Origin of the sequence: Pseudomonas sp. SCT (genome assembly GCF_003864275.1) — a bacterium.
Classification (GTDB): Bacteria; Pseudomonadota; Gammaproteobacteria; order Pseudomonadales; family Pseudomonadaceae; genus Stutzerimonas; species Stutzerimonas stutzeri_AE.
The window spans coordinates 184,774-190,773 of the sequence record NZ_BDJA01000010.1; the positions used below are offsets into that span (position 1 = coordinate 184,774).

3 protein-coding genes and 1 pseudogene are annotated in these 6,000 nt (G+C 58.6%); 3 read left to right on the forward strand and 1 reads right to left on the reverse strand.

Annotated elements, in window-relative coordinates; genetic code table 11:
- Window positions 1-156: 156 nt before the first annotated feature.
- Window positions 157-1,851: an energy-dependent translational throttle protein EttA gene (gene ettA / locus BHD08_RS21140; RefSeq protein WP_125024784.1), complete on the reverse strand. Its 1,695-nt coding sequence runs from the start codon at window positions 1,849-1,851 to the stop codon at window positions 157-159.
- A 147-nt stretch (window positions 1,852-1,998) separates the two neighbouring features.
- Between ettA and BHD08_RS21145 the strand changes: the two genes are divergently transcribed.
- The 3 genes and pseudogenes from BHD08_RS21145 to BHD08_RS21155 all read left to right on the forward strand — a co-directional run.
- Window positions 1,999-3,264, forward strand: a complete 1,266-nt coding sequence (locus BHD08_RS21145) for a site-specific integrase (protein ID WP_008567154.1) — start codon at window positions 1,999-2,001, stop codon at window positions 3,262-3,264.
- The gene (locus BHD08_RS21150) at window positions 3,261-4,847 is read left to right on the forward strand and encodes a tyrosine-type recombinase/integrase (RefSeq protein WP_125024786.1); all 1,587 of its coding nucleotides are present in this window, start codon (window positions 3,261-3,263) and stop codon (window positions 4,845-4,847) included. The genes BHD08_RS21145 and BHD08_RS21150 overlap by 4 nt, the downstream gene beginning before the upstream one ends.
- Window positions 4,844-5,875: pseudogene (locus tag BHD08_RS21155) on the forward strand (hypothetical protein); the annotation flags it as partial. The gene BHD08_RS21150 and the pseudogene BHD08_RS21155, both read left to right, overlap by 4 nt.
- Window positions 5,876-6,000: the final 125 nt, after the last annotated feature.

Consider the following 6,000-nt stretch of genomic DNA (forward strand, 5'->3'; position numbering starts at 1 on the left):
AAGTTCCCTCTGTCGCTAGGTTGGCGCGGTGGATGATCGCCGGCCGGTTATCGAAAAGCGGCAATTATCCGGCATAAGGCGTTTTGCTACTAGTCGATAGTCGTCTTTGTGACGCAAGAACGGAGCCGCTTGGGCTCCGTTCGTCTGGTGCAACCGTTACTGCGCGAGCTTCTTGTACCTGACTCGGTGTGGCTGGGAGGCAGCGTCACCGAGGCGCTTCTTGCGATCGGCTTCGTACTCGGTGTAGTTGCCTTCGAAGAACACGACACCGCCATCGTCCTCGTAGGAGAGGATGTGGGTGGCGACGCGGTCGAGGAACCAGCGGTCGTGGGAGATCACGATGGCCGAGCCGGGGAAGTCCAGCAGCGCCTCTTCGAGCGAGCGCAGGGTTTCCACGTCGAGGTCGTTGGAGGGTTCGTCGAGCAGCAGCACGTTGGCGCCCTGCTTGAGGGTCAGCGCCAGGTGCAGACGGCCGCGCTCGCCGCCGGAGAGATCCTTGACGAACTTCTGCTGGTCGGCGCCCTTGAAGTTGAAGCGGCCGACGTAGCCGCGCGACGGCACCTCGTAGTTGCCGATGCGAATCTGGTCCAGGCCATCGGAGACCGCTTCCCAGACGGTCTTGCCACCTTCCAGGTCGTCGCGGCTCTGATCCACGCAGGCCAATTGCACGGTGTCGCCGATTTCGATGCTGCCGGAATCCGGGGTTTCCTTGCCCATCAGCATGCGGAACAGGGTCGACTTACCGGCACCGTTACCACCGATCACGCCAACGATGGCGCCTTTCGGCACGCTGAAGGAGAGGTTGTCGATCAGTACGCGGTCGCCATAGCCCTTGGTGACGTTCTTGAATTCGATGACCTTGTCACCCAGGCGCGGGCCGGCCGGAATGTAGATCTCGTTGGTCTCGGCGCGCTTCTGGAATTCCTGCGACTGCATTTCCTCGAAGCGCTGCAGGCGAGCCTTGGATTTGGACTGGCGGGCCTTGGCGCCTTTGCGCACCCATTCCAGTTCTTCCTTCATGGCCTTTTCATGGGCCGACTGCTGCTTGGATTCCTGCGCGAGACGCGCCGATTTGGCTTCCAGCCAGCCGGAATAGTTGCCTTCGTACGGGATGCCCGCGCCGCGGTCGAGTTCGAGAATCCAGCCGGCGACGTTGTCGAGGAAGTAACGATCGTGGGTGATCGCTACCACGGTGCCCGGGAAGTCATGGAGGAAACGTTCCAGCCAGGCCACCGAGTCAGCGTCCAGGTGGTTGGTCGGTTCGTCCAGCAGCAGCATGTCCGGGGCCGACAGCAGCAGGCGGCAGAGGGCGACGCGGCGCTTCTCTCCGCCGGACAGGTGCGCGACCTTGGCGTCCCACGCCGGCAGGCGCAGGGCATCGGCGGCGACTTCCAGCTGGCGCTCCAGGTTGTGACCGTCGGATGCCTGCAGGATCGCTTCGAGCTTGGCCTGCTCGGCAGCCAAGGCATCGAAATCGGCGTCCGGCTCGGCGTAGGCGGCGTAGACGGCATCCAGGCGGGCCTGGGCGTCCTTGATCACACCAACCGCCTCCTCGACGACTTCGCGCACGGTCTTCTCGGGATCGAGCTGCGGCTCCTGCGGCAGATAGCCGACATTGATGCCCGGCATGGCGCGGGCTTCGCCGTCGAACTCGGTGTCGACACCGGCCATGATGCGCAGCAGGGTGGATTTACCGGCGCCGTTCAGACCGAGCACGCCAATCTTGGCGCCAGGGAAGAACGACAGGGAGATGTTCTTGAGAATCTCACGCTTCGGCGGAACGACCTTGCTCAGCCGGTGCATGGTGTAGACGTAAGAGCCTGTTTTGCCTGCTTTGTCACTTTTGGACATGGTTTGATTCGCCTTTAATCCCGTTTTTTCAGTGCTTTATGGTAGCGGCAAGCGCTTAAATTTTGGAAAGCAAAACGTTAGATTTTGCGTTGACCTTAACTTGTTCCTGACTATACTTAGAAAAGTTATTTTTTATGAGGGAACAATATGGGTCTCCAGGTCATAGAGCAGGTGGTGAATGGTGCTCGTAGAAAGCTGCTGGTGCAAGACTACGTCCCGGTTTACTACCCCAACCTCTACATGACCATGGAGCACTCGGGCAGAGCACTGGAAACAACAAAGAAGTACCTTGAGCATTTAGTTGTGCTTGAGCAGTTTCTAGCTTTTTCCTCTATTGATCTGATTTCTCGCATCGAGCAGCGCCCTGCCAGCCAATACCTGACAGACACTGAACTTTCTAGGTTTGTGTCGGACGCGGGGTTCAGCAAGGAAACCCTGGCCATGAAGTACGCGGGGATGCGTTTGCATCCGACTGCCTACAAATCCGTTGGCAAAGTCCATGCGCGGCAGCGAATCGAGGCGGTACGCGATTATCTTGCCTTCCTCTATGACAAGTTGGGTGATCACTCAACACGATATGAGGCGGTTGACGATCTGAAGAAGCGCCTCAACCGCAAGATCAGCGCAGCCAGCCCTTCGTGGAAAAAAACGCGAACGGACGAAATGAAGGGGCTTACCAGCCTGGAGCGAACTCGCTTGCTGGAAATAATGCATCCGGATAGCACAGAGAACCCCTTTTCAGATGAAGCCATCAAGCTGCGTAACTACATCATTTTGCTGTTGGGTCTCGACATGGGGCTGCGACGCTCCGAGATGCTGCTGATCAAGACCAGCGATATTCACTGGCACAGTCGTCAACTGGCGGTGGTCAACCTGGAGGATGAGAGCCTCGATCCACGAACCATGGCCCCGCAATTCAAAACCCACGAGCGCATGCTGGTGATGACTGACGACCTGTATGACGCAATCACTGAGTACGAATCGAAATATCGCCACAGAAAGCCCCGTAGCGGCGCATCGCAAGCGAGAAGCCATCCGTTTTTGCTGGTGGCTCACAAGCGCAATGAGGGCGGACCTCTGACCATCAAAGCGGTGGATGGCGTTCTGCCCAGGGTTCGAGAAATAGCGCCGGAACTGGCTCATGTGCACCCGCATATTCTCAGGCATGACGCGGTCTACACCATGCTGGAAAGCATGCGTGAGGAGCTGGCAGCGCTCACGCCGGAGGATCGCACCACGCAAGTTCAAAAGACCCTCACATGGATGTTCGGCTGGAGTCCCGAATCGAACATGCCGGGCCTCTACGGCGCGAAGTTCTGGAAGGAAGAGGCAGACAAAGCGATACAGAAACGGGCAGAGCGATTTAAGGCCAATCGTCAGAAGGCCGGCACGACACCAGGAGTTTCAGCGTGAACATCGCCATCGAAGCACTTCGGGCCCCCACGAAGGAAAGCCACGATGCATGGCTGAGCACGCCTCGACTGGCGAAATGTGGGGAGGTGTTCACACCCGCCGAACCGATGTGGAAACCGGATAAATCGGCCAGTCTCTCAGTCAACTGGCAAGCGGCCATTGCCTGCGTCTCACCGGACTGGCAGCCCTGGTTGCACGCCGCTCTAGCCTACCGCATGGCCGATCAGGCAGCGGGCTCGGTTGCTCAGTTCGCCAGCGTGTTGTCGCGGGCTGCTCAGGCCAGGCTTGACCCGCTCAACGAGGATCACCTGATCGCTCTGCGGGAGCGCTTTACCAGGTCCGGGTTCAGCGTGCTAGCCGCTTTCATGGCCTTTTGGCGCGACTGCGAATCCCTCGAACAACGTCCGCCGCGAACCCTGATCGAGGCCTACCAGGCACTGCCCAGGAAAAAGCGTTCCAGCAAGGATGTGGTTCTCAGCCTGGACCCCGAAGAAGGCCCGTTCACCCAGTTGGAGCAGGACGGGCTGCACCAATGGATACATGAGCAGTTCTGTCACGGTCAGCTAGATCCCGAGCAGTACCTGTATCTGCGCCTGTTGATGATTTACGGGCAGCGTGGCGCTCAGGTACGCATGATGGTTTTTAGTGATTTCACGAAGACCGATCAGGGCTGCAAGGTCAGGTTTCATTGGGCAAAACAAAAAGACGGCGAGGCGGGATGGCGAACAAAGTCCGAAGCCTTCAGCCTGGATGAGGATCTCTACAACACCGTGCAAGCCTACAAGGCCACGGTTCTGGCGCAACTTTGGCAAACCTATCCAGACGGTGCCGACTGGAATGCAGCCATTGAGAATGTGCCGCTCTTTCGTCGGAAGCTGGATGATGAGAGAGAATTTTCGGAGCGGTTTAATCCCCCTGTTTTGCTCGATTCCCCTCTGCAAAAAGCCCTCGAAGAGTCGCCGCAGCTGGATTTTCATGTGGGAGCAGCCACGGTTGGGGGATGGCTTGAGCGCATCGAGCGGATGGAGGGCTTTCCGATTTCGCCTCGCACCCATCAGCCGCTTAAGGTGACGAGGGGGCACCGGTTCAGGCACACCCTCGGCACGGACCTGTCCAATGCCGGGCTGGATGAGTGGACGATGGCCCGCGCATTGATGCACAGCGACACTCGGACAGTGCGAAAGTACCGCCAAGTGTCGGCTGAGCTGCTGGCGTTGATCGACGCGAAGATGAGCGACCATCTGGCTTTGGTTGTGAATGCGTTCACCGGGATCATCGTCACGGATCGCACCTCAGCGAAGAACGGGGATCGCGCAGATCGACAAATCGAGGATGTGGCAGTGTGCGGTGCCACTGCCGCCTGCCATCTCGATGCGCCCTTTACCTGTTACGCATGCGGAAAATTCCAACCCCTGCTGAACGCCAATCACCGTGCGGTCCTTGAGCGATTGGAACGTCGGCGGGCGCAAACCATTGCCACGGATAAAACGACCGGCGTACTCTGGGATCGGGCCATTCTGGCGTGCCGCAAGGTGATTCTGGATTGTGAGGCCATGCGCCAATCAGGGAGGAACGGCGAATGACCGAAGCCTTTGATTCTGAACCGACGAACAACATTGTCGATTTTAAGCCCAGAACCCACCTGGCTGCGGAAGCTCAGCCCGCGGCGTTTATCCAATGGGCAAAACAGACCCTGCCCAAAGGCATTCCCAATCACGTGCACGCAAGTATTCGCTGGGAGGACGGCAGTTGGCACGCGCATGGCGTCCCAAGCTGTAGCTTCGCGGCGCTGGGATCGACCAAGGCAGCCCCAAAGGCGATGCAGGCACCATTCACGGAGTTTGCCAAGGCCATCATGGTGTACCGGCGGGTGTATTTGCAGAAAAAAACGATAGATGGCTGGCTGAAAGCCCTGAAGGCGCTGGAAGCCGCCCTGTTCGAGTTGACCGGCACGCGGGATGTGACGCGGGTGTCCGCCGCTGTCTGTAATAGAGCGTGCGAGCACCTGAGTCGTCACTGGGCAAAAGGCGACAACGCATATCATTACGGGCTGGAACTTGAGGCCCTCATCACCCTGATGCGGGCCAAAAAACTGCTCAAGACCGATTTCCGGTGGACCTCTCCACTGGCGAGGAAGCCGCGTGGCACGCTCAAACAGCAAAAAGCGGATCGGGAACAGAAACTGCCCAGCCCCGAAGCGATCAAAGCGCTCGGGGAGATGTTCAATAACGCATTGATCCGCCCGCTCGATATCGTTGTGACATCCGCCTGTGCGCTGTTGCTGAGCGCCCCGAGTCGCGTGGGTGAATTGGCGGATGTTGAATTGGATTGCCTAGTGTTCAAGGAGGATGCCCAGGGCAATCGGCGCCTGTTCCTCCGCTGGTACGCGGAAAAGATAATCAAGGTCACGCTGAAGCCCGTCGTTAAACCGGAGATGGAGCCGGTCGTCAAGCGGGTCATCACCTTACTGCAACCGATCACCGATGAGGCGCGGGCTTACGCCACCTGGTTGGAAGAACATCCCGATGAGTTTCCGCCCCATGAAGGGCGGCCACCCAAGGAGCCTGATGAGCCGCTCACCTACGCCGAAGCCTGTGCCGCGCTGAAACTGTAGTGGTCAACCCATCCCGGACAGTGGGTTAAGTTTTTCTTCGGCCACCGCAGGCGGCAGCCCGTCGTTGAATTGATGCGGTCTGATCCAGTTGTAGCGATGCATCAGGTAATGGCTGATGTCTC

Bases quoted from the DNA above. Each gene is read 5' to 3' on its own strand.
- ettA (WP_125024784.1), bottom strand. From the start codon at position 1,851: ATGTCCAAAAGTGACAAAGCAGGCAAAACAGGCTCTTACGTCTACACC.
- BHD08_RS21145 (WP_008567154.1), top strand. From the start codon at position 1,999: ATGGGTCTCCAGGTCATAGAGCAGGTGGTGAATGGTGCTCGTAGAAAG.